We start from the raw sequence: 22,468 nt of genomic DNA on the forward strand, positions 1-22,468 counted from the left end.
CGAGCAGGGCCCAGTCCCCGGCGCGGGGGGACCAGCACCGGGTGTCCGGATTGCGCTGCAGCGTAGGCCCGGCATCCAGGGAAACCCGCACAGCTGTCTCCATGCCGGGCTGCAGCGTCACCTTTTGGAAACCCAGGAGCTGAGCCACCGGCCTGCGGACTGACACGTCTGCGGCGTAGACCTGAACAACAGTGGACCCCCGGCGACCGCCGGTGTTCGTGACGAGCACGTCAGCCCAGCCGCCCGTGTCGTCGAAGTGATGCTCGAGAAGCCGGTGTTCGAACGTGGTGTAGCTCAAGCCGAACCCGAACGGGAACGCCGGCGCGTGTCCCTCGCCGTCGAGCCGGCGTTGACCCCACAAGTCGTCATAAACCACGGACTTCGCCGTGCGGTCAAAGGGCGGCAGATGCGCGGGGTCCGTGGGCAGCACAAACGGCAGCCGCCCGCCGGGGTCCGCAGCACCGGTCAGCACGTCCGCCAGCCCGCGGCTGCCCTCCATACCGCCGTACCAGGCGAGGACGAGTGCGGGCACCTGTTCCCGCCATTCCTCCGTGAGGATCGCGCTGCCGCCGATTAGTACGACGACGGTCCGCGGGTTCGCAGCCACGACGGCACGGATGAGGCGCACATCGGAGGGGCGCAGGTCGAGTGAGCTGCGGTCGCCGCCTCGGACGAACCGAGAGGCCAGATGCGCGAGACCGGTGACGACCCGACTGAGGGCACCCGACCCGAAGGCCGGACCGAGCACGCCCACGTTAACGCCTCCGGTGACAACGGACTCGCCCTCGTCGTGCTGGTCCAGGCCGACGACGACGATCGCCGTGTCTGCGGCGGCTGCCAGCGCGGCCGCGGCGCGTTCGTTCCGTCCTGAGTCGGTCGTGATGCGCACCCGGGGGAGCGCCTCACGCAGCCCCTGCAGCACCGAAGCCGCGGAGGGAGGCCGGACGCGTGAGGAGCCGTGATCGCCCAGGTTTGCCCGGGCCGCTAGTCGTCCGATCACCGCAAGATGGGAAATGGCGGGCGCCAGCGGCAGGAGCGGTGTTTCGCCAAGAACTTCATTCTTCAGCAGCACGACCGATTCCGCGGCGACCCGGCGGGCAAGCGCCCGGTGCGCCGGGGAAGCGATCAGGTCCGCGCCTGGCTCCGCCGTCTCCCGTGTTGCGGCGTGCAGCACGGTGGTGCGCAGGATGCGGCGCGCGGACTGCACTACAGTCGCGCGCGCCAGCTGACCGCTCCGCAGCGCTGCAGGCAAAGTACGGGCCCGGAGCAGCCGCAGCGGCATCTCCACATCCATCCCCGCCTGCAGGCTGGTGACGGCGTCGTGGGTGCCGAAAACCCAGTCGCTCGTCACGAATCCTCGGAAGCCCCACTCATCCCGCAGCACGTCGGTGAGCAGGGCGTGATTGACATCCATGTACTCGCCCCGCACCCGGTTGTAGGCACTCATCACGGAGTCGGCACCGGCTTCCACAACGGCCTTGAAATGCGGCAGGTACACCTCGTGCAGGGAGTGCTCGTCGACGGACACATCCACCTCGAAGCGCTCGTCCTCCATCGAGTTCAGCGCGAAGTGCTTCACGCACGCCATCGCGTGCACGCGCACACCCCGGGTCATCGCCGATCCCATCCGGGCGGTGAGCACCGGATCCTCCCCGTAACACTCCTGCGCCCGGCCCCACGCGGGGTGGCGAAGCAGGTTCACACAGATGGAGGCGGAGTAGTTTGCCCCCCGCGCCCTGGTCTCCAAGCCCACCGCGAGCCCGACCCGTTCCTCCAGTGCCGGATCCCAGGTTGCGGCCCGCGCCATGGTCACGGGGAAGGCCGTGGAGGCGCCGATGACGACGCCGCGGCCGCCGTCGCTGAACCGGATTCCCGGGATGCCCAGCCGCGGGACCGCCCCGGCGACGAACGGCCGCCGGCGCAGCAGCATCGGGATGAGCGGGAGCAGCAGCCCGGGGGAGTCGCCGTCGAGCAGCCCGAGAAGCTCCGTTGCCGTCATCTGGCTGATGAGCTGCTCGGCTGCCTGGTCCGGACCGAGCGCGCCCTCCCGGACCGCGCGGACTGCCTCACCGTACGCGCTGGCCTCCGGAGTGATGTTCATGCACTGCATTCTCCACCCGGCGTCTGCGCGGCGCGGATTAGCCGCTCCATCCGGACCTGAACCCGGGGATCATGTGGGGTCCGTGGGTTAGGCCTGTTGGCCTCGGCTCCAGAGAAGATACGCCTCGGCCAGCTGGTCCGGCACGCCCGGGGCTGCTCCACGGATGGGGGCGACCTGTGGACGGGTGATCGTCGCGACCGCAACTATCACGTCCAGGGCAGAGAGGGCCTCCCGCACTGCACCGCGCCGCTTGAGCTCTGCAAGCACATCGTTGAGGGCATCTACTGCGGGCTGCTGAACCTGTGCCAGAGGCGTGGCTTCCAAATCCTGGACGGCCCCAGCCTGCAGTGCGAGCCCGTCCGTTAGCGCACCGAGTTCCATTGCCGTCAGGCTGGACAGCAGGTCCTTCCATGCCGCAGCCGGATCAGTGTTCAGCGTGCTCCGGGTCTGATCCACGGCGTGGATGATCTGTTCCACAATGTCCTGGAGCACGGCGTGGACAAGGTCCCCGCGGGAGGGGAAGTTGCGGTACAGGGTGGCAATCCCCACCCCGCTTGCAGCGGCTACAGCCTCTAGTGCAACATCGCCGCCCCGCTCGGCAAACAGGTGCCTCGCATGGGTGATGATCGCTTCTCTTCGCTGCGCAGCGTCAGCTCTCATCCGCACTCCCTTCAAATTGACCTTCAGTCTAAACCGGAGGAATATCATCCGTAGAAGCGGAGGAAGTTCCTCCGAAAAGAAGAAGGATCATGACAACACAAACGCCGTCATCCGGCTCTCATCGAAAGCACGCGGCCGTTTGGGTCGGTTTAACCACCGGGCTTTCCGTCATCCTGCTGGCCCTCCTGATGCTGTTCATCTCGCCCTCGCTCCATTCCGGACCCCGTGATTTGGGTCTAGGTGTGGTGGGGCCGCAGGACCGGGCAGCATCGGTCGCAGAAACCTTGGAGGACCAGTCACCGGGGGCCTTCGTGGTGCAGTCCTACGAGAATGCCGAGGACCTCGAGCAGGGCATCCGTAACCGGGAGATCGTTGGCGGATTCGACTTCACCGATCCGGATATGACCGTCTATGTGGCCAGCGCCGGCTCAACGGCCGTTTCCGGCACGGTCAGCAATGTCGGGGCCACGATGGCGGGCAGCATGGGACAGACCGCCGAGATCGTGGACGTGGTTCCGCTTCCTTCCGGAGACCCGACCGGCGTCGGCATCGGAGGCCTGGCTTTTCCGCTGGTGTTCGGCGGCATTGTGCCGGCCGTGGCATTCCGTTCCATGCTGTCCGGCCAGCGCTGGTGGATCTTCGCCGGCCTCACCGGTTTTTCGGTGGCGGGCGGGTTCGTGGTCGCGGCCGTATTGAAGTACCTCTTTGGCAGCATCGAGGGCCCCCTGGTCCCGGTTGCGGCAAGCGTTGCCCTTGGCATCGCAGCACTGGCCCTGCCCCTGGCCGGCCTCAATGAGTGCTTTGGCACCAAAGGGTTCACTATTGCGGCAATGTCCATGATGTTTGTGGGCAACCCCTTCGCCGGCATCTCGACGAGCGCCCAGTGGCTGCCCGCCGGGGTGGCCATGGTCGGCCAGCTCCTGCCGCCCGGCGCTGCCGGCACCCTGGTCCGTTCCGTGGCGTACTTCGACGGCGTCGGCGGAGGCGCTGCGGCCCTGACCCTGAGTATCTGGGTTCTGGCGGGGATCGTGCTGTGGTTTAGCGGTCCGCGCATCTCGGCTGCCAAGACCCGGAAAGAGGCAGCACCCGCCACGGTCTAAACGCCTGTGCGGGCTGGAAGGGAAAGCCCCGCCTTTGGTGGGGCTTTCCCTTTTTGCTGCTGAAGAACAACGGGCGCCGTTTCGGACCGTCCGTGCAGGGCACCCGTGCGCGCGCCGGACTGTGTCGCTGGCAAACGGACGACAGATGTCTTGGTAGACAGGACTCATGGGTGGCACTGGCGTAAAGCAGACCAATGGCAACTGGATTGCAGTCCGGGACGAGCCTGTGCCCGACGACGTCGCCCGGCTGCTGGCAACGGTCCCCGAGTGGTTTGGGCAGCCGGACTCAAATGCCGAATACATCGAGGCGGCAAGAACCAAGGAGACGTGGACCGCGCGCGACGCCGACGGGAGGGTTGTCGGGGTCACTCTCGTTGATCGCCACTTTCCCCACGTGGCGGAAATCCATCTCACAGTGGTCGGACGAGCAGCACACGGGCTCGGCGTTGGAACGGCGATGCTCGCGGCCATCGAGGCAGATGCCGTCGCCCGGGGTGTCCGCCTGCTGGAGGTCAAGACCCTCGGCCCCTCTCATCCGGATACCGGGTATGCGTGGACCCGTCACTTTTACGAGAGACGGGGTTTTCTTCCCCTGGAGGAAACGGACCTTTGGGGCGCGGACACGCCCTGCCTGATCATGGTGAAGCCGCTAACTCCGAGCGGGGCGGGCGCGCGAACGCCGGATATCGCATGACCGGCCATCTGCACCGGCGTTCCGTGCGGAAGGCCGTCGGCTATGTTGTCCACCGGGAGCGGCTGCTGGTGTTCACTCACAATCACGTGCCGATCGAGGCCGCCGGCGTGCAGGTCCCCGCCGGAACTATCGAGCCGGGTGAGGCACCCGAGGAAGCTGTGGTTCGCGAGGTACTCGAAGAGACCGGGATGCGAACGCGCGTCGTCCGTGCGCTCGGAGTGGACCGCTATGACGTGTGGCCCGCGAAACCGGAGATTCATGAACGGCACTTCTTCCAGCTCGAGCTTCTGGATGACACGCCGCCGCGTGAGCGCTGGATTGCTGGGGAAGAGCACCCGTCAGACGGCGGTGCAGCTCACACTTGGACGTGCTGGTGGGCGCCCCTGGAGAACGCCCATGTTCTCTGTGCGGGTTTCGGTGCCAGGCTGGGGGAGGTTGTTCTTGACGTGTCACGTCCGCGGTGACGCAATCTCCCGAGAGAGCGCTTACTAGCGGGCATCGAACCGGGAGTGCGCCTAGCTTGTCTTTGGATTGTCAGGACAAATGACGTAAGCGCTTACCCGACGGCGCTTCAGTGCCGCGGCACTGTGGCAATATGTAGCCATGAGCGAGACTCGAGCGCGGCGCCCCGGGCGTGCCGTCACCACCCTTGCCGATGTGGCGGCCGCTGCAGGGGTATCCACCGCGACAGTGTCCCGCGTGATGAACCGCGTGCCTACAGTCAATGCGGATCTGGCGCTTCGGGTGGAGGCTATCGCCCGGCAGATGGGCTACCAGTTCAATGCTGCTGCCCGCACGCTGGCCACCGGACGCACCGGGGCCGTTGCCCTGATTATCTCTGAGGCCGATCTCTCCCAGCCGTACTCGTTTACCTCGGCGCCGCTGCACGGTGTGCTGTCCGCAGTTGCCCGGCATGACCTGCAGATCGTGATGCTTCTTTCCGGAAGCGCACAGCAGGAGTCATACCTCCTCGAGTATCTGCGTCGAACCGGCGTGGACGGAGCGATGGTCATCCTGGAAGACGAGATCTCACACCTTCCTGAGCTTCTCCGCGATGCCGGTGTTCCCGTTGTTTATCTGGGCAGGCCGCTGGGAGATGCAAAAGCACAGTCTTATGTCGACGTTGACAACGTGGGTGGCGCCCGGCTGGCCACCGAGGCTCTCGTCGAAGCAGGCCGGTCCCGAATTGCCATCTTGGCTGGCAACGATCGGCTGACGGCGGCGAGGGACCGGCTCGATGGGTGGCGGTCAACCATGTCCGAGCACGGCCTCGAGGCTCATCGAATTGCCCGGGGGGCGTTTTCGCCGGCCGGAGGGTCGGAGACCATGACACGGCTTCTTGCCGCCTACCCCGACATTGATGGTGTCTTCGTTTGCTCGGATTACATGGGCTCCGGAGCGCTGCAGGTTCTGGCCGCGGCCGGACGCCGGGTACCCCACGATATTTCAGTGGTGAGCTACGACGATTCTGTCCTGGCTGAGGTGGCGAATCCGCCGTTAACCTCGGTGAGCCAGCCGTTGGAACGAATGGGTGAAGAGATGGTTGATGCGCTCGCCGCCCTCATGGCCAGCTCCGGCACCTCCGTTGTGCAGCGCGTCCTGCCGAGCAGCCTCACCCGCCGGGATTCCCTCTAAGCGGCGTATTCCGCCGGCGTCTGTAACGCGTCCTTCTCAGCACGCGCTTACCGGTGATCCGCCACTTCTGCACATGTTCCGTTTATGGAGCGCCAAAAGAAACCATTGACGCGCCAAAACATCGACGTTAGTCTCCGAGATAGCGCTTACTGAACACCAGGCCTGAGGCTTGGATGTGAGTTCGAGCACACAGCGGTCGGGGTGGTCTCGATCGTCGAAAGGACAATGATGTTCACTTCACGAAAGAGACTCGCCGGCGTCGCGGCGCTGGCAGCCACGGCCCTGCTGGTCACCAGCTGCCAGTCGGGCGGGGGTGCGGGCGAGGAAAGTGCTTCCGGGGGCGGTGATGCCATCCTGACAATTCCGGGCAACTCGTCCACTCAGTTCACCGAGAACTTCAACCCGTTCTCCACCACGGCTCTGCTGGGCGTTCAATCGACCGTTTATGAAACCCTGTTCTTCGTCAACCGGGCCGCCGAGGGTGACCCCACCCCGGTCCTTGGCACCGAGTACTCGTACAACGACGAGGGCAACGTTCTCACCATCAACACCCGTGAGGGGGTTTCGTGGAGCGACGGTGAACCGTTCACCGCCAACGACGTGGTTTTCACTCTGAACCTGATCGCCAACACGCCCGCGCTGAACACCGGCGGGTTCGACGGCGTGGCCGAGGCCGTGAGCGACACCGAGCTCACCATCACCTACCCCAAGCCCGATGTGCTCAACTCAATTGGTGCCCTGAGCTCCATCTACATTGTTCCCGAACACATCTGGTCCGAGGTGGAGGATCAGGCCACGTTCATCAACCAGGATGCCGTGGGCACGGGGCCGTTTGTCGTGTCCGACTTCTCCCCGCAGAGCTATTTGCTGGAAAAGAATGAAGAGTACTGGGAAGCGGGCAAGCCCGAGCTGGACGGCGTGCGGTACGTGTCCCTGTCCGGCAACCAGGCCGGCGTCGATTCAATCCTCAACGGCGACGTTGACTGGATGAGCATGTTCATCCCCGAGGTGGATACTCTCCTGGGGCCGGAGGAGGACGTGGAATACGTCAACACCGTCCAGAACCAGCTGTCCCTGGTGACCTGCTCCAATGTTGAGCTCGGCTGCACCGGTCCGCAGACGGATCCGGCTGTCCGCCAGGCGATCTACGCGGCCATGGACCGCGACCAGCTCAACTCCCTGGCCTTCTCCAACCTCAACGGCGACGTCAGCCCCACGTACGCGCTGCTTCCCCGGGATGAGAAGTGGATTTCCCCGTCGATCGAGGAGCCGGTTGCCTCCAACAAGGGTGACGCCGCCAAGGCTGAGAAACTGCTGACCGACGCTGGCTTTGCCAAGGGCGCCGACGGCATCTACGCGAAGGACGGCGAGCGCCTGAGCTTCTCGGTCAAAACCGTTACCGGCTGGACGGACTGGATTGCCGGAATCGAGACGATGGCCCAGCAGCTGCTGCCGGTCGGAATCGAGCTGAAGGCAGAGCAGATGTCCTGGAACGAGTGGACCGAAGCCACCAACACCGGAAACTTCCAGATGCTGGTAAACAACCTGTGGCCCGGTGCCGGCTCCGAGCCCTACTACCTGTACAAGGCCTTCTTCGACAGCGAATCGACGGCGCCGGTGGGCGAGTCTGCCAACCCGAACTGGGCCCGCTACTCAAACCCGGATGTGGACGCAGCACTGGATGTGCTCAACGGCACCACCGACGAGTCCCTGAAGATGGAGCAGTACGCCATCATTCAGGAAGCCATTGCCGAGGACATGCCGTACATTCCCATCCAGTCCTACGGCAGCCTGAGCACATTCCGCACGGACGTCGTCACGGGCTGGCCCAGCGACGACGATCTCTACGCGCTTCCCATGGTGTGGCAGGCACCTGACTACGGTCAGGTCCTCAAGAACCTCACCCTTAAGTAAAAATCCCATCGAGATCAGTGGCGGGCTTCGGGCCCGCCACTGATCTATGTCGGAACGAGAACCGCGTGAGATACCTCCTGAGGAAAATCCTCTTCTACATCGTTGCCTTCTGCGCGGCGATCACCATCAACTTTGCCCTGCCGCGCCTGCTCCCGGGCAACCCGGTGGACGTGATGCTGGCAAAACTGGCCCAGCGCGGCCAGGTTGCACCCGAAACGCGCGAGGCCATTGAGGCCATGCTGGGAACCACCGATGACGCATCGCTGCTTTCCCAGTTCGGCGATTACCTGGTCAACATTTTCCGCGGCGATCTGGGCGTCTCGGTCACCTTCTTTCCCACGCCGGTGGTCACTGTCATCGGGCAGGCGCTGCCCTGGACCATCCTGCTGGTGGGCATCGCCACCGTGATTTCGTTTGTCATCGCCCAGCTGCTTGGCATGCTGGCCGGCTGGAAACGCGGGGGCTGGCTCGACAGCCTCATCCCGACGTCGACAGTCCTGCAGGCGGTGCCCTACTTCTGGCTCGCCCTCATCCTCAGCTACGTGTTTGCCGTGACGCTGGGGTTCTTCCCCATCAGCGGCGGATACGACTACCGCACAGTGAGCGCCGGCTGGAGCTGGGAGTTCCTGGCCAGCGCGGTAAAGTACGGCACCCTGCCGGCCCTGACCATCGTGATCAGCTCCCTGGGGGCCGGTCTCGTGGGCATGCGCAACATGATGGTCTCCACCATGGCCGAGGACTACGTCGTCACCGCCGAGGCCAAGGGGCTGCGGCCCCGCCGCATCATGACCATGTACGCCGGCCGCAACGCCATCCTGCCCTCGGTGGCGGGCTTCGGCATTGCCCTGGGCGCCGTCGTGGGCGGGTCCATTCTAACCGAGCAGGTGTTTTCCTACCCCGGTATCGGCCAGACCCTCCTGCAGTCCGTCCAGAACAATGACTACGCCCTGATGCAGGGTGTCTTCCTGATCATCACCACCTCGGTGCTGCTGACCAACTTCTTCGTCGACGTGGTCTACGGACTCATCGATCCCCGAACCCGGCACCAAGGATAGAGGGCCAGATCATGACGTCCACCGCTCAACTTTCCACCTTCAGCCCCGAGCCGCAGCGGCGGTTCGACGGGATGCGGCGAAGCCTTCCGCCCCGGACACCCAAACTGGTGATCGGCCTGGGGATCACCGTTGCGATTGCGCTGTTCGGGCTTATCGGGCCGCTGCTGGTCACCGATCCCATGGCGATCAGCAACATTGGACTTTCCGGGCCCTCCGGAGAGCACCTGCTGGGCACCACCCAGACGGGGCAGGACGTCCTCGCCCAACTCGCCCATGCCACGCGCGGTTCACTGATTGTGGGCGTCACGGTCGGGTTCCTTGCCGTGGCGCTTTCCGGGCTGGTCGGGATCCTCGGTGCCTACCTGGGCGGACGCTGGGATGAAAGCTTTTCCCTCTTCACCAACGTGGCCCTGGTGATTCCGGGCATCCCGCTGATGATTGTGGTGGCCAGCTATGTGGAGCAAAAAGGGCTGCTGATGATCATCGTTGTCCTCACCCTCACCTCCTGGGCCGGCGGGGCACGGGTGCTGCGGGCCCAGACCCTGTCCATGCGCAACCGGGACTACGTGCTGGCAGCCAAGGTGGCCGGCGAACCGACGTGGCGCATCATCCTTGTTGAGATCCTGCCCAACCTGCTGCCCGTCCTGGCCTCCCAGTTTGTCTTCGCGGTCATCTTCGCGATCCTCGGCGAATCGAGCCTGTCCTTTCTTGGCCTGGGTGTTTCCGGCACGTTCTCCTGGGGCAGCATGCTGTTCTACGCGCAGAATGCCTTCTCGCTCAGACTGGGCGCCTGGTGGTGGTTCATTCCGCCGGGACTGATGATTGCGCTGCTCGGCGCCGGACTGGCGTTGATCAACTTTGCCATTGACGAGGTCATCAACCCCAAGCTCCGCCTGGCCACCGCCGCCAAAGCCGCACGAAAGGCCACCCGATGAGCGAGACACCCCATACCGCCGAAGCGCTGCTGACCATTGAGAACCTCAACGTGATTTATCACGCCGCCACCCGGGTTCATGCGGTCAAGGACGTGAGCCTCACCGTCCGCCGCGGAGAGATCCTGGGCCTGGCAGGGGAGAGCGGCTGCGGCAAATCAACCCTTGCGTACGGCATCAACCAGCTGCTGAAGCCGCCCGCCGTCATCGAAAACGGTGCGGTGACCTTTCACGACGCCTCGGGCAGCGACATCGATGTTCTCGCACTGTCCGGTGAACGGCTGCGCAGCTACCGGTGGGACAAGACATCCATGGTGTTCCAGGGAGCGATGAACTCGCTGAATCCGGTGCTGTCGGTGCAGGACCAGATCGACGACGTTCTAACGACGCATCGCCCAAAGATGAAACGCGCTGAACGCCGGGACCGCATCCGCCACCTCGTTGAACTGGTGGGGGTGTCAGCCGACCGGATGCGGGCCTATCCGCACGAGCTCTCCGGCGGCATGCGCCAGCGGGTCATGATCGCCATGGCGCTCGCATTGAACCCGCAGCTGATGATCATGGATGAGCCGACGACAGCCTTGGACGTGGTGGTGCAGCGGGAAATCCTGGGCGAAATCCAGCGGCTGCGCGACGAGTTCGGCTTTGCGGTCATCTTCATCACCCACGACCTGCCCATGCTCCTGGAAATCTCCGACCGGATAGCGGTGATGCTCGCCGGGGAGATCGTTGAACTGGCGACGGCGGAGAAAATCTACGCCGACGCAGACCATCCTTATACCCGCAAGCTGCTCAAGTCCTTCCCCTCCCTGACCGGAGCACGGGGAGACTTCATCCGCACCGGGGAATCCATCAACAGCTCAACCACAACGGCAGGGGCAATCTGATGTCCACCCTCTCAGTCAACGGCCTCATCAAGGACTTCCCCTCCCGTTCCGGCGGCGCCAGGGGCAGATTCCGTGCAGTCAACGACGTTTCCTTTGAACTGACCTCGGGACGGACGGTTGCCCTGGTGGGGGAGAGCGGGAGCGGCAAATCCACCGTGGCACGCATGATCGCCCAGCTGGAAAAACCCACCGCCGGCAGCATTGAACTCGACGGTCTCAAGATCGCATCCGCCGGCCGTGCGCTGCGCCGGTACCGGAGCGCAGTGCAGATGGTGTTTCAGGATCCGTTCGCCTCGCTGAACCCCTACCACTCCATCAGCCATCATCTGCGCAGGCCGCTGCAGCTGAACCGGCAGGCCGAATCCGCCGCCGGATATGACCGGGAAGTGCTCCGGCTGCTGGAACGGGTGAACCTCACCCCGGCTCCTGATTTCATCCACCGCCGCCCGCATGAGCTCTCCGGCGGACAGCGGCAGCGGGTCGCCATTGCCCGGGCGCTGGCACCGAAACCGCGGGTGCTCATCGCCGATGAACCAGTCTCGATGCTTGACGTCTCCATCCGGCTTGGCGTGCTCAACCTGATGGCGCAGCTGCAGCGGGAGGAGGACCTGGCCGTCCTGTACATCACCCATGACCTGGCCACAGCCCGCCATTTTTCGGACGAAATCCTGGTGATGTACCGGGGCGAGGTGGTTGAGCACGGACCGTCCGACGCCGTCATCCTCGATCCCCGGCACGAATACACGAAGCGGCTGCTGGCGGCTGCTCCCGACCCGGGAACACATCCTCGGTTCGCCGAGCTGCAGGGCAGAGCCTGACCCTGCGCACCGCTGTGGCCACACACTCGCTCCGGGGTTGTCCGGCCACGCACCGAACCCTTTCTTCACCGATCTTCGATTCACCGAGTCCAAAGGAAGCACCCCATGACTGACGAGACTGCGCACACCCTGACAGAGGCCCCCGACGTAGAGAGCCTGATCAACGCCCTGACCCTGGAAGAGAAGGTGGCCCAGCTGGTCGGTCTCTGGATCGGAGTGGCCGACGGCGGCGAGGTGGCACCGGCCCAGGCCGAGAACACCGGCCGGGCCAAGGCCTGGGCGGAGACGGAGGCCGAAGGCCTCGGCCAGATCACGAGGCTCTACGGCACGCGCCCGGTTTCGGCCCAGTACGGGTTGGAAACACTGCGCCGGCTGCAGGCAGGACTGCGCGACGCCGCCCCGCACGGAATCGGTGCGATCGTCCACGAGGAATGCTTGACCGGCGTGGCGGCATGGGGAGCCACCACCTTCCCGTCACCTCCCGCGTATGCGGCAACCTGGGACCCGGAACTGATCGAGCGCGTGGGTGCTGCGATCGGCGACAGCCTGCAGGGACTGGAGGTCCACCAGGGACTCGCACCGGTGCTGGACGTCGCCCGCGACGCCCGCTGGGGCCGCACCGAGGAGACCTTCGGCGAGGATCCGTACGTGGTGGGAACCCTGGGCGCCGCCTACATCCGGGGCCTGGAAAGCAGGGACATCATCGCCACCCCTAAGCATTTTGTGGGGTATTCCGCTTCCCGGGCCGGGCGCAACCACGCACCCGTGGACGCCGGGCCCCGGGAGCTGGCCGAAGTCTTCCTCTATCCCTTTGAAGTTGCCATCCGCGAAGGCTCGCCACGCTCCATCATGCCGTCCTACTCCGCGATTGACCACGTGCCTTCGCACGGTGACAAACACCTGCTCACGGATGTGCTGCGCACCGGCTTCGGTTTCGACGGCACCGTGGTTTCCGACTACTTCGGCGTAAATTTCCTGCAGACAACGCAGGGCGTTACCCGGTCCCGCGCGGAGTCCGCGGTGCGCGCCATTTCAGCCGGCGTCGACGTCGAGCTCCCGGACGCCGCAGCATTCCCGCACCTGGTTGCCGCCGTTCGCTCCGGGGATTTGGAGGAGGAAGCGGTTGACGCCGCACTCCGCCGGGTTTTGCTGCAGAAGCAGCACTACGGGCTGCTGCCGGCCGGCTTCGCGGCCGCCGCCGGTTACGCGGAGCGCGCCGGCACCGAGGCCGTGGCTCCGGACCTCAACCCCGCAGCCCACCGGGACCTCGCACGGGAAGTGGCCGAGAAATCGATCATCCTGCTCGCGAATGACGGCACGCTGCCGCTGGAAGCCGCCGCCCGGATCGCCGTGGTAGGTCCCAACGCGGACAGCAGGACCGCCCTGCTCGGAGATTACAGCTTCACCAACCACGTGGAGGCCCATTATCCCGATGTTGCCTCCGGGATCGATATCCCCACCGTCTTGGACGCCCTGAGGAACGAATTCCCGTCCCTTGACTACGCCCGCGGCTGCGAGGTTGAAGGTGACGATGCCGGGGGATTCGACGCTGCCGTGGCCCAGGCCGGTGCCGCCGATGTTGTGGTGGCCGTGATGGGGGACCAAGCCGGACTGTTCGGCCGCGGCACGGTGGGAGAGGGCAACGACGTGGACAGCCTCGAGCTGCCCGGTGTACAGCGCCGCTTCGTCGAGGCGCTGCTGGACACCGGAAAACCTGTTGTCCTCGTCCTCATCACCGGCCGCCCCTATGACCTGTCCTGGGCGGCGGACCGCTGCGCCGCTATCGTGCAGTCCTGGTTCCCCGGGCAGGAAGGAGCATCGGCTGTGGCGGGCGCCCTGTCCGGCCGCATCAATCCGCGTGGCCGCACCACACTGTCCTACCCGGGACCCGCCGGCCGCCAGCCAGCTACTTATCTGCGACCGGCTCTCGCCGGAACGTCGGCGGTGACCTCGTTGGGTGCCGAATTCGTGTTTCCGTTTGGCCACGGCCTGAGTTACACCACCTTCACCCACTCGAGCCTGATACTCGATGCACATGAGATTGACAGCACCGGCACACTGCAGGTGGCCGTCAAGGTGCAGAACACCGGTGAACGGGACGGCACTGACGTGGTGCAGCTATACCTCCGCGAGGTCACGGCACACGTGACGCGTCCCGTCTCGACCCTCATTGGTTATGCCGCTGTGGACATCGAGGCCGGCGGAAGCCGGACCGTCACCTTTACCGTGTCTGCTGATCGCCTCAGCTATGTGGGACAGACGGGACAGTGGGAGATCGGTCCGCTCGAAGCCACTCTCGCCGTCGCCCACAATGCAGAGGACGACGGCCAGAACGCACGCATTGCCGTGACGGGTCAGCGACGGATTCTCGGCAGCGGCCGGGTCCTGACCACGCCGGTCGCCGTATCCAATGAGTAAAGTCCCGGCCCCGGAGCAGTCCCTTACCTTCACGAACCCCCTGTTGGAGGGCATGCACCCGGACCCGTCGATCTGTCGACAGGGTGACACCTTCTATTTGGTAAATTCCACGTTTGAGTACCTGCCGGGACTTCCTGTCTACGCCAGCACCAACCTGGTGCACTGGGACTTGATCGGGCACGCCATCACACGGCCGGAACAGCTCGACCTTTCCTCTGCCAGGGCCTCCGGCGGCCTGTTTGCGCCGACAATCCGGGAACACAACGGCCTCTTCTACATCGCCTGCACCGCGGTGGGGGTTGACGGACCGTCGGGAAGCTTTTACATCACGGCCGCCAGCGCTGCGGGACCGTGGAGCAACCCCGTATGGCTGCCCGACGCCGCTGGCATCGATCCCACCATCTTCTTCGACGGTGACGATATCTGGTGGGCGGGCTGCAGACAGGTTGCTGAGCCGGAATACGAGGGACAGACCGAGATCTGGTTGCAGCGCCTTGACCCTGTCGAAGGCCGCCTGACGGGGCCCGAACACATCCTCTGGACCGGGGCAGTCAAAGGGGCCATATGGGCGGAGGGGCCGCACCTCTATAAACACGGTGAGTACTTCTACCTGCTCGCCGCGGAAGGCGGCACGGGCGACAACCATGCCGTCAGCGTGGCGCGCGCGAACCATGTCACGGGTCCGTACCTTGGCAATCCCCGTAACCCGGTGCTCACGCATCGGAACTTCGGCGGCACCGCCGCCGTTCAATGCGTCGGCCACGCCGACTTGGTTCAGGCAACCGACGGATCCTGGTGGGCCGTGGCGCTCGCGACGAGACCACGGCACAGTCTGACGCTGCTGGGCCGGGAGACCTTCTTGGCGCCGGTGGCGTGGGAGAACGATTGGCCGGTATTCAACCCCGGTCTGGGATGCCTGCCTGAATCGGGAAAAGTGCCTGCGTTTGTGACTGCTGAAACCGTTGCAGCGGCTGAGCAACCTCTCATCACCTCCCCCAACCCGGTGCGCAGGGTCCTGGGCCGGGACGAACCGTGGATAACGGCCCGGGGATTCCCGGCTCAGCATATGGGGGAGGCGGGCAGCGAGAACAGGATCGCCTTGCTGTCCACGGGGGCGCGCGTCGACCGGACGGAACCTGCCGCGGCGCTGGGGGTTCGCCTCTCCCACCACACGGCCGCGTTCGCCGCCACCGTCGAACGCCTGCTCAGGTCCCCGGCGGCTGGCGGGCCGATGCAGACCCTGGTGGGAATCAGTCTGTCGCAGAGCCCGGAATCACAGATCCGGGCCGAGCTCAGCGTGGAGAAGGCGGCTCGTATCGACATCGTAGAGGTGGCGGGCGGTGTGAGCCGGATAGTTGAATCCCGGAACCTCGACGACGAAACGTTCGACCGTCTTGTGGCTGGTGAACCTGCCGGTATCGAACTGCGGATGGCCGTTCTCGATGGTGCCACGGTGCGCGTGGAAACCGGAACAGACGGGGCCGTTGTTCTTAGCGCAGACCTCCCGGCACGGGTGCTCAGCACCGAAGCCGCCGGCGGTTTTGTCGGTGCCGTGGCCTCGGTCTACTCGATGGGAACAGCCGGTACCGGAGCGGTTTTCGCGGAGATGGTCTACGAACACTGACCTCGGGGCTAGCTGGAGTTGCCCGAGCTAGCTGCTCACCCCAAGGGCCTTGCCCACGCTCGAATCGTCAGTAAGCAACCCGAGCATGCAGGCGGCTAGGTCACGGCGGGGGATCGACCCGCCCAGCCGGCCGCCGTCGCCCGTTGTCAGCGCCTTCCAGGAGCCGGTCGGCTCCTTGTCCGTGAGGCCGGTGGGACGGACGATCGTCCATTCCAGGCCGGAACTCTGCACGGCAGCCTCCTGCTTGTTGTGATCCGCCAGGGCCTTGGCGAGCACTGCCTGCATGACGAGCCGCAGCGGTGCGGCCATCTGCGAGCCGGAATCTCCGGCACCCAGCGAGGACTGCACCAGGAGCCGGTGCACGCCGGCTTTCTGCATCGCACCGATGACGCTTTCGGTGACAGCCGTCCGCTGCCGGGAAACACCCTTGGCGCCGCCCACGGTGACAACGACGGCGTCGGCTCCCGCCACCGCCCGGGCTGCTACGGCGGGGTCGGTCGCATCGCCGGTGACCGCGTGTACGCCTGCGGGTGCGTTGCCGCTGCGGGAAACGACCGTAACCTCGTGGCCTGCTGCCTGCGCGAGCGCGGCGAGCTGTGCTCCGGTGCCTTTTGAGCCGCCGACAATGGTGATCTTCACAGGGTCCTCTTATTCGTTGTGACGTGCTCTCAGAGCCTGAAACTATCTTATCGGCGCCTAGGCCGACTACGCCTGACTCCAACATCGGCTCACCCGGCTGATGCTCGTGGGAACAGGGCGCCGTGTGTCATCATCACAGGGTGTGCGATCAACGCCATAACGTCCCGGGGAGCAACTATGCGTTTTGACCGCCTGACCAAACTCATCGCTGCGTGCGCCGCAGGGGTCCTGGTCCTGGGTGCCTGCACCGCTGAGCCGGATGCCGTCGAGGAAGTGCCCGGAACCTCGCCGACTCCGGGAGGTGAGATCTCCGTGGCGGAGACCAGCTCCTTCAGCTCCTTCAATCCGCAAACTGCGGACGGGAACACGGACATCAACAACCGCATTGCCTATGCCACCCACTCGGGCTTCAACTATGTGGACAACAACCTGGACGTTGTTCCGCTGGAGGATTTCGGCACCTACGAAAGAATCTCCGAGGATCCGCTGACGGTAAAGTACACGGTCAATGAGGGGGTGGCCTGGTCCGACGGAGCTCCGGTGGGTGCGGATGACATGATGCTCGCCTGGGCCGCAGCATCCGGGCGGTTCGATGACGAGCTCACGGCCAGCAACGGCACTGTTCTCTCAGGCACGCGCTATTTCGACTACGCGGGGTCCACTGAGGCCCTGGCCCTGACCGGCCTTCCGGAAATCGGTGATGACAACCGGTCCATCACCCTGACCTATTCGCAGCCGTACGCGGACTGGGAGACAGCGTTCGGATCACTGGCCGACGACGGCGGGATCGGCGTCCCGGCGCACGTCGTCGCCCAGGGTGCAGGGCTGGCAGACGAAAAAGAACTGACCCGGTTGATCCGGAACACCCCCGCAGGCGATGCCCTGGATCCTGCTCCGGTCAACCCGGAACTGCGGGCTGTCGCAGACTACTGGAACACAGCCTTCACCACCGACGGACTTCCGGATGACCCGGCGCTTTATCTTTCCAGCGGCCCTTACATAGTTCAGAGCATCGAACCGGGAACGTCCCTGACGCTGGTGCGGAACGACGATTACCGGTGGGGTCCCCAGCCGGAGCTGGACCGGATCACGGTGCGGTTCCTCCAGGATTCTTCCGGCCAGGCGGCAGCCCTGAAAGACGGCACCGTGGACATCATCTCTCCGCCGGCGGACAGCGGCACGCTGACGGAACTCGAGTCGATGGGCAACATCAACCTGCACCGGGGAAACCAGCTTGCCTATGACCATCTGGACCTGAAGTTCGACGGCATCTTCGCAGACAAGACTGTCCGCGAAGCCTTTCTTCATACCGTGCCGCGCCAAGCCATCGTGGAGGCAACTGTGCAGCCGCTGCAGCCCGAGGCGAAGCCGTTAGACTCCGAAGTGTTCCTCACCGACCAGTCCGCCTATGAGGAGGCAGCCGCCACAAACGGCTCCCGGGAGTTCGCCGCGGTGGATCCGGACCGTGCGCGGGACCTGCTCGACGGCGCCACACCCGAGGTGCGCATCCTTTACAACCGTGACAACACCAACCGGGCGGCTGCGTTCAAGCTGATTCAAGAGTCAGCGTCCGAAGCCGGGTTCACCGTCGTCGACGGCGGACTTCCCGCCTCTGACTGGGCGGAACAACTGGGAACGGACAGCCATGACGCTGCCATCTTTGGCTGGACTGCCTCCGGGGTCGGGGTGTCCGGAGTGCCTCAGGTCTTCCGGACCGGCTCGGCCTCCAACTTCAACGGTTTTTCCAGTCCCGCAGCGGATGCGCTGATGGACGAACTCGTGACGGAGACTGACGCCCAGCGCCGGGATGAGCTTCAGACCCGGATTGACCGGCTCATCTGGGACGCGCGCTACGGACTGCCCCTCTATCAGGTGCCGGGGCTGCAAGCTTCAGCGGACACCATCGAGCATGTCGAATACATGCCCAACCAGACCGGACTGTGGTGGAACTTCTGGGAGTGGTCCGTAGCCCGGTAGTGACGTTGGTCATGGCATGCCCCCGCGACCGTCGGCATAATGGCAGGTCGGAAGGCAAAAGGACACCATTGTGTCGTAACACGTCAGGGGTATGCCAAATCGTTATCTCGACATGTCTTTCTATATAATTCCAGACGAGGGGCACCTTTTTGCCTTGCTATGGGCCGCCGGAGGCGTCCCGGGAGTCAATCACGGCTCCCCGTGGTGAGTACGGTGTACTCCAAAGCAATATGCTTTTGACCTTGTGAGTCGGCTCACTGTCTGCGAGCCGCAATGCCGACGCAACACGTTGGCACCCATAGACAACATAGGAGGCGGAATGCGCTTCACACGCACTTCCAAAATGCTGAGCGTCGCGGCCGTGGCCGTTCTGGCGCTGAGCGCCTGCGGCGGGGGAGATGGTTCCTCGGAATCCGGCGCAGAAGGTGACACCAGCCGTGTCATCATTGCCGACGGCTCAGAGCCCCAGAACCCGTTGATCCCCACGAACACCAATGAGGTGGGCGGCGGGGCGGTACTGGACCTGCTTTTTGCCGGCCTGATCAGCTACGACGCTGACGGCAAGCCGCAGAATGAAATGGCCGAGTCGATCGAGACCGAAGACGCGCAGAACTACACCATCAAGCTGAAGGAAGGCAAAACCTTCAGCAACGGTGCGCCGGTAACTGCTTCGTCCTTCGTGGATGCCTGGAACTACGGCGCCGCGGCAAAGAACGCCCAGCTCTCCAGCTACTTCTTCGAGAGCATCGAGGGATACGACGAAGCCAGCGCCGAAGGCTCGGAAGTGGACACCATGTCCGGGCTGAAGGTCATTGATGACACCACGTTCGAGGTCACGCTGAAGCAGCCTGAGTCCGACTGGCCGCTGCGCCTGGGCTACAGCGCGTTCTACCCGATGATCCCCGAAGCCCTTGCCGACCCGAAGACCTACGGCGAGAACCCCGTGGGCAACGGTCCGTACAAGTTCGACGGAGAAGGCGCCTGGGAGCACAACCAGGAGATCAACCTGGTCCCGAACGAGTCCTACGAAGGACCTCAGAAAGCCCAGAACGCCGGTATTACGTTCAAGATCTACCAGAACGACACCACGGCCTACCAGGACCTGATTTCCAACAACCTGGACGTCCTGAAGACCATTCCGACGTCAGACGTCAAGAACTTCAAGAATGACCTCGGCGAGGAACGCTCCATCGAGTCCCCGTACGCGGGCAACCAGACCATCGCCATCCCCTACTACCTGGAGAACTGGAGCGGTGAAGCCGGCAAGCTGCGCCGCCAGGCTCTCTCCATGGCGATCGACCGCGAAGAAATCACCTCGGTGATCTTCAGCAACGGCCGCACCCCGGCGGAAGACTTCACAGCACCCGTGCTGGATGGCTACTCCGCGGACCTGCCCGGCAGTGAAAACCTGGAGTTCAACCCTGAAAAGGCCAAGGAACTCTGGGAAGAAGCCGAGAAGATCTCGCCGTACGACGAGTCCCAGCCCCTGACCATCGCGTACAACGCGGACAAGGGCGACCACAAGACCTGGGTTGAAGCCGTAGTCAACGGTCTCAAGAACAACCTCGGCATCGAGGTCACCGGCAAGCCGTACGCGACGTTCAAGGAAGTCCGCACCGAAGCCAGCGACGCTGTCCTCACCGGAGCCATCCGCTCCGGCTGGCAGGCAGACTACCCGTCGCTGTACAACTTCCTCGGCCCGATCTACGCCACCGGAGCCGGCTCCAACGACGCACGTTACGAGAACCCCGAGTTCGACGCTCTGCTGAGCGAGGGTCTCTCGGCATCCACCGTTGAAGAAGGCAACGAGAAGATGAACGAGGCGCAGGAAATGCTCCTCGAAGATCTTCCCGCCATCCCCCTGTGGTACCAGGTTGCCCAGGGCGGCTGGAGCACCAACGTGACCAACGTTGAGTTCGGCTGGAACGGCGTACCCCTGTACTACGCCATCACCGGCAAGTAATTCCTCACAGCTCGGGGGCCCGGCCGCACACCGCAGCCGGGCCCTTGGGCCGCTCCAATGTAAAGGTGCTCTTAATATGAGTTTCACCAACCAGCGCCCCCGTGTGCGCACTGTGCCAGAGGCAAACATCTGATGGCCGGATACGTTCTTCGGCGCTTCCTGCAGTTAATCCCCGTTTTCCTGGGTGCAACACTGCTTCTCTACTTCCTGGTCTTCAGCCTTCCCGGCGACGCGACGGCCGCCATCTGCGGCGATAAGGGCTGCACCCCCGCCGTCGAAGCATCACTGCGTGCCCAGTACAATCTGGACCAGCCGTTCTGGATGCAGTACCTCCTGTACCTCAAGGGCGTTCTGACCTTCGACCTGGGAACAAACTTCGCCGGCCGCGAGATCTCCACCATCATCGCTGAGGTCTTCCCGACCACCGCAAAGCTGGCTGTCATGGCCCTCGTCTTCGAAGCCGTCTTCGGCATCGTCTTCGGCCTCTTCGCCGGCCTGCGCAAGGGCAAGATCTTCGACTCCACGGTTCTCGTGGTGTCCCTGGTGGTCATCTCCGTCCCGATCTTCGTGCTCGGCTTCCTGATGCAGTTCGTCTTTGGCGTCAAACTCGCCTGGACCAACCCCACCGTGAGCGGTGACGCGTCCTTTACCGAGTTGCTGCTGCCTGCCATTGTGCTGGGCCTGGTTTCCTTCGCCTATGTGCTGCGTCTTACCCGCACGAGCGTGATTGAGAACGCCAACGCTGACTATGTCCGCACCGCAACGGCCAAGGGCCTGAGCCGTCCGCGCGTCGTCACGGTGCACATTCTCCGCAACTCCATGATTCCGGTTGCCACTTTCCTGGGCGCCGACCTGGGTGCCCTGATGGGCGGCGCGATCGTGACCGAAGGGATCTTCAACGTCAACGGCGTCGGCAACACTCTGTACCGCGCCGTGCTCAATGGTGAAGCTCCGGTGGTCGTCTCCATCGTCACCGTGCTGATCCTGATTTTTTGCCTCGCCAACCTGTTGGTAGATCTTCTGTACGCGTGGCTGGACCCGAGGATTCGATATGCCTGAGAATGACAAAGCACTGACCCCCGCTTCACGCGGCAAGGTCTCTCCCTACCCGATCGAGCATTTTGTGGCGGACGTGGAGGAGACTCCGGTCCAGCCCGTTGACAGCTCGACCGCAGACGGCGCGCCCCGCAGCATCTGGGGCGAAGCCTGGCGCAGCCTGCGCAAGCAGCCCCTGTTCATCATCAGCGCCCTGCTGCTTCTGGCCGTAATTGTCGTGGCACTGTTCCCCGGCATCTTCACCAGCGAACAGCCCAACGACAACTGCCTGCTGGCCAATTCAGACGGCGGTCCGATTGCGGGCCACCCGCTCGGCTTTACCCAGCAGGGCTGCGATGTTTTGGCCCGAGTGGTCTATGGAACACGCTCATCGCTGATGGTCGGCCTGCTGGCCACCCTCGGCGTGGTTGTTGTCGGCGGCGTCATTGGCGCCCTTGCCGGTTTCTTCGGCGGCTGGGTTGATGCCATCCTGGCCCGCGTCAGCGACATCTTCTTTGCGCTGCCGATGATCCTTGGCGCCATTGTTGTGGTGCAGCTTCCGTTCTTCCGGGAGAACCGCAACGTATGGACCATCGTCTTGATCCTGGTCACGTTCGGCTGGCCGCAGGTTGCCCGCATTACGCGCGGCGCCGTGCTTGAGATACGCAACGCGGACTTCGTCACGGCAGCCCAGTCGCTGGGCGTCTCACGGATGTCTGCGCTGATCAAGCACGTCATTCCGAATGCGATGGCACCCGTCATCGTCATCGCAACCATTTCGCTGGGCACCTTCATCGTGGCCGAGTCAACACTGTCCTTCCTGGGCATTGGCCTGCCGCCGGACGTCATGTCCTGGGGCAACGATATTTTCTCCGCGAAGCCCTCCCTGCGCACCAATCCGATGGCCCTGTTCTGGCCGGCACTTGCACTGTCGCTGACCGTGCTGTCCTTCATCATGCTCGGTGATGCTCTGCGGGACGCGCTCGACCCCAAGTCGCGTAAGCGATGACTAAGGA

Annotated in this window: 17 protein-coding genes and 1 pseudogene; 15 read left to right on the forward strand and 3 right to left on the reverse strand. The window is 64.3% G+C overall.

Going from position 1 to position 22,468, the window contains the following annotated elements; genetic code table 11:
* Positions 1-16: 16 nt before the first annotated feature.
* Both CXQ89_RS05090 and CXQ89_RS05095 read right to left on the reverse strand, forming a co-directional pair.
* A pseudogene (locus CXQ89_RS05090) lies at positions 17-2,110 on the reverse strand (beta-glucosidase); the annotation flags it as partial.
* 78 nt (positions 2,111-2,188) lie between these two features.
* A complete protein-coding gene (locus tag CXQ89_RS05095; RefSeq protein WP_181032228.1) occupies positions 2,189-2,761 on the reverse strand; it encodes a TetR/AcrR family transcriptional regulator in 573 nt (190 codons plus the stop codon).
* Between the two features lie 89 nt (positions 2,762-2,850).
* Between CXQ89_RS05095 and CXQ89_RS05100 the strand changes: the two genes are divergently transcribed.
* The 11 genes from CXQ89_RS05100 (at position 2,851) to CXQ89_RS05150 (ending at position 15,838) form a co-directional block, all read left to right on the forward strand.
* Positions 2,851-3,861 carry a hypothetical protein gene (locus tag CXQ89_RS05100; protein WP_104052654.1) on the forward strand — a complete coding sequence of 337 codons (1,011 nt, stop codon included), beginning with the start codon at positions 2,851-2,853 and terminating at the stop codon, positions 3,859-3,861.
* Positions 3,862-4,027: 166 nt separating this feature from the next.
* Positions 4,028-4,555: a GNAT family N-acetyltransferase gene (locus CXQ89_RS05105; protein ID WP_104160477.1), complete on the forward strand. Its 528-nt coding sequence runs from the start codon at positions 4,028-4,030 to the stop codon at positions 4,553-4,555.
* Positions 4,552-5,019, forward strand: coding sequence for an NUDIX domain-containing protein (locus CXQ89_RS05110; protein ID WP_104160478.1), 468 nt, complete (start codon positions 4,552-4,554; stop codon positions 5,017-5,019). Before CXQ89_RS05105 ends, CXQ89_RS05110 begins: the two co-directional genes overlap by 4 nt.
* Positions 5,020-5,158: 139 nt before the next feature.
* A complete protein-coding gene (locus tag CXQ89_RS05115; protein ID WP_104160479.1) occupies positions 5,159-6,190 on the forward strand; it encodes a LacI family DNA-binding transcriptional regulator in 1,032 nt (343 codons plus the stop codon).
* A 228-nt stretch (positions 6,191-6,418) separates the two neighbouring features.
* On the forward strand, positions 6,419-8,104 hold the full coding sequence (locus CXQ89_RS05120) for an ABC transporter substrate-binding protein (RefSeq protein ID WP_181032229.1): 1,686 nt from the start codon (positions 6,419-6,421) through the stop codon (positions 8,102-8,104).
* A gap of 65 nt (positions 8,105-8,169) precedes the next feature.
* Positions 8,170-9,159 carry an ABC transporter permease gene (locus CXQ89_RS05125; RefSeq protein WP_104052649.1) on the forward strand — a complete coding sequence of 330 codons (990 nt, stop codon included), beginning with the start codon at positions 8,170-8,172 and terminating at the stop codon, positions 9,157-9,159.
* Positions 9,160-9,170: 11 nt separating this feature from the next.
* Positions 9,171-10,094: an ABC transporter permease gene (locus CXQ89_RS05130; RefSeq protein ID WP_104160481.1), complete on the forward strand. Its 924-nt coding sequence runs from the start codon at positions 9,171-9,173 to the stop codon at positions 10,092-10,094.
* Positions 10,091-10,978, forward strand: a complete 888-nt coding sequence (locus CXQ89_RS05135; RefSeq protein WP_104052647.1) for an ABC transporter ATP-binding protein — start codon at positions 10,091-10,093, stop codon at positions 10,976-10,978. The genes CXQ89_RS05130 and CXQ89_RS05135 overlap by 4 nt, the downstream gene beginning before the upstream one ends.
* On the forward strand, positions 10,978-11,796 hold the full coding sequence (locus CXQ89_RS05140) for an ABC transporter ATP-binding protein (protein WP_104052646.1): 819 nt from the start codon (positions 10,978-10,980) through the stop codon (positions 11,794-11,796). The genes CXQ89_RS05135 and CXQ89_RS05140 overlap by 1 nt, the downstream gene beginning before the upstream one ends.
* A 105-nt stretch (positions 11,797-11,901) precedes the next feature.
* Positions 11,902-14,214 carry a glycoside hydrolase family 3 N-terminal domain-containing protein gene (locus CXQ89_RS05145; protein ID WP_104160482.1) on the forward strand — a complete coding sequence of 771 codons (2,313 nt, stop codon included), beginning with the start codon at positions 11,902-11,904 and terminating at the stop codon, positions 14,212-14,214.
* Entirely contained in the window at positions 14,207-15,838 is a 1,632-nt protein-coding gene (locus CXQ89_RS05150; RefSeq protein ID WP_104160483.1) for a glycoside hydrolase family 43 protein, read from the forward strand. The genes CXQ89_RS05145 and CXQ89_RS05150 overlap by 8 nt, the downstream gene beginning before the upstream one ends.
* A 27-nt stretch (positions 15,839-15,865) precedes the next feature.
* Here CXQ89_RS05150 and CXQ89_RS05155 read toward each other — a convergent pair whose 3' ends face one another.
* Positions 15,866-16,477 (reverse strand): NAD(P)-dependent oxidoreductase, encoded by a 612-nt coding sequence (locus CXQ89_RS05155; protein WP_104160484.1) that lies wholly within the window; start codon positions 16,475-16,477, stop codon positions 15,866-15,868.
* A 177-nt stretch (positions 16,478-16,654) separates the two neighbouring features.
* Here CXQ89_RS05155 and CXQ89_RS05160 point away from each other — a divergent pair, with 177 nt between their 5' ends.
* From CXQ89_RS05160 to CXQ89_RS05175, 4 genes are all read left to right on the forward strand, one after another.
* Entirely contained in the window at positions 16,655-18,454 is a 1,800-nt protein-coding gene (locus tag CXQ89_RS05160; protein WP_104160485.1) for an ABC transporter family substrate-binding protein, read from the forward strand.
* A 319-nt stretch (positions 18,455-18,773) separates the two neighbouring features.
* Positions 18,774-20,417: an ABC transporter substrate-binding protein gene (locus CXQ89_RS05165; RefSeq protein WP_104052641.1), complete on the forward strand. Its 1,644-nt coding sequence runs from the start codon at positions 18,774-18,776 to the stop codon at positions 20,415-20,417.
* Between the two features lie 132 nt (positions 20,418-20,549).
* Entirely contained in the window at positions 20,550-21,476 is a 927-nt protein-coding gene (locus CXQ89_RS05170; protein ID WP_104101493.1) for an ABC transporter permease, read from the forward strand.
* Positions 21,469-22,461 carry an ABC transporter permease gene (locus CXQ89_RS05175; protein WP_104052639.1) on the forward strand — a complete coding sequence of 331 codons (993 nt, stop codon included), beginning with the start codon at positions 21,469-21,471 and terminating at the stop codon, positions 22,459-22,461. Before CXQ89_RS05170 ends, CXQ89_RS05175 begins: the two co-directional genes overlap by 8 nt.
* Positions 22,462-22,468 lie beyond the last annotated feature (7 nt).

It is taken from the genome of Arthrobacter sp. ZGTC212 (assembly GCF_002929255.1).
GTDB classification, from domain to species: Bacteria; Actinomycetota; Actinomycetes; order Actinomycetales; family Micrococcaceae; genus Arthrobacter_B; species Arthrobacter_B sunyaminii.